This is a genomic window from Corynebacterium sp. ACRQP, from assembly GCF_022345915.1.
Taxonomy (GTDB): domain Bacteria; phylum Actinomycetota; class Actinomycetes; order Mycobacteriales; family Mycobacteriaceae; genus Corynebacterium; species Corynebacterium lehmanniae.
This window is the reverse complement of sequence record NZ_JAKRMZ010000044.1, coordinates 1-1,704: the sequence shown is the minus strand read 5'-3', so window position 1 is coordinate 1,704 and position 1,704 is coordinate 1. Positions and strand designations below refer to the sequence as shown.

2 protein-coding genes are annotated in these 1,704 nt (G+C 60.3%); one reads left to right on the top strand and one right to left on the bottom strand.

The features are described 5' to 3' along the window. Positions 1 to 257 precede the first annotated feature (257 nt). Positions 258 to 842: a hypothetical protein gene (locus MHY23_RS11780; protein ID WP_181888438.1), complete on the bottom strand. Its 585-nt coding sequence runs from the start codon at positions 840 to 842 to the stop codon at positions 258 to 260. Positions 843 to 880: 38 nt separating this feature from the next. Here MHY23_RS11780 and MHY23_RS11775 point away from each other — a divergent pair, with 38 nt between their 5' ends. Next, positions 881 to 1,576, top strand: coding sequence for a TVP38/TMEM64 family protein (locus MHY23_RS11775; RefSeq protein WP_181195005.1), 696 nt, complete (start codon positions 881 to 883; stop codon positions 1,574 to 1,576). The last annotated feature ends 128 nt before the right edge of the window (positions 1,577 to 1,704 follow it).

The window sequence follows — 1,704 nt, the reverse complement described above, 5'->3', positions numbered from 1 at the left end:
CACACCGAGGATTGAACGCTCGAGACCCAGATACATGCCCCGGAAGCATATACTTTCCTGAAACCTACAGGTCAATCCCTAAAAATCCGCGATTCTGGACACACTTTTTGACCCTTAACCCTACGTCCAGCCGGGCCCGTTCATCGAGCCGATCGATCCCCCACCGAAGATGCCCAGCAGCATATTGGCAAACTCACTCATCCCTGGCGTCTCCGATTCGGGTGCGGAGACCAGCCCGGGTACCGCGACTGCAGTGCTCAGTTTTGCTCATCCGGCATCATCACCTTTGTCTGTGCAGCTGGGCGACGGTTCTCGGTTCCGCGGTTGAGCACCACAATGAGCAAGAAAAACCCAACGGCGAAGGCGATTACCACTGCGGCCCAGATGTACCCGAACAGCGGGGTTTCCCAAAGCAGGTGGGCCACATGAACCATGAGTTTGTGTGGAGCAGCGACCAACACGGCGGCGAGCACCACCGCTGCTATGTACGGCCAGGGCTTGCTGGAACGCGCAGTGAGATACGCCCAGGACATGGCCAAGAAAGAGATGGCAGGTCCGTAAATCCCGATGACGATAGCGTAACCGGCAGGCTCCCCTTTCAGTATTGGGAGGATCCACGGAGACGCGACTGCCACAACGACGAACCCGCAGGACACCGCTGTGCGTACGGCGCCGCCCGTCGATGCCCGCGCAGCCGCTATGCACCCGACGACGAGCGCAGTGCCATAAAACACCAGTGACAGCACCATCGGCCCATAGGTCACCCCGATTCCAAGAAATGTCAATATCAGTGAAAGTAGAAACAGGCCGACGGACGATGCATAGCGTTGATTTGAGCTCATGAGCCCCCCTCCTCAAGTTGGTTCCAGGCTACAGCCCGATGGAAGATAGCGTGGTGAATCGTTTGCGGAAGGCACCCCGGAACCGGATCGCACTCATCGTTGCGGCCGGCGCGTTGTTCGTCGCAGCATGGATGCTTCTCGACGTTCCCCCGCTTTCGACCTTGCGCACCTGGTCCGATCAGACCGGTGCCTGGTTCCCCGTCCTGTTCTGGCTGCTGTACGTGCTGATCACCCAGTTCCCCATCCCGCGGACCCTGATGACGGTTTCCGCCGGCATCCTGTTCGGCACCGCCCGTGGGATCCTCATCGCGCTGACGGCGACGACGGTCAGCGCAATCATCTCGCTACTCATCGTCCGTACGCTGCTGCGGGATTGGGTGGAGCCGCGCCTGACGCACCCGGCCGTGGAGAACATCAACCGGCGACTCGAGGAACGCGGTTGGTTGGCCATCTTGAGCTTGCGCATGATCGCGGCCGTGCCGTTTTCCATCATGAACTACGCCGCCGCGCTCACCCGGGTACCGGTGATGCCGTTCGCGCTCGCGACGTTGGTGGGTTCCGCCCCGGGCACGATCCTGGTCACCCTGTTCGGCGACACGCTCACCGGCGAGGCGGACCCGGTGTTCGTGGCCATCATGGCGGTGCTCGCCGTCGTCGGCGTCGCGGGGCTGGTGCTTGACGCTCGAATGCCGACCCGCTCACCTGATCGTCTAGCAACCACTGATCCCCGCTAGACGAACAGTGTTATGTCTATGGACATTTTGGACGCGGAGTCTGGTCACTTATTGGACATGGAGTCTGGTGACTTATTGGACACGGAGTCCAATGGCTTTTTGGACACCCTCCTAGTGGTGGTCTTATT

What these genes read in the sequence shown, in the direction of transcription:
- MHY23_RS11780 (WP_181888438.1), bottom strand. Translation starts at nt 842, where the DNA reads ATGAGCTCAAATCAACGCTATGCATCGTCCGTCGGCCTGTTTCTACTT.
- MHY23_RS11775 (WP_181195005.1), top strand. Translation starts at nt 881, where the DNA reads ATGGAAGATAGCGTGGTGAATCGTTTGCGGAAGGCACCCCGGAACCGG.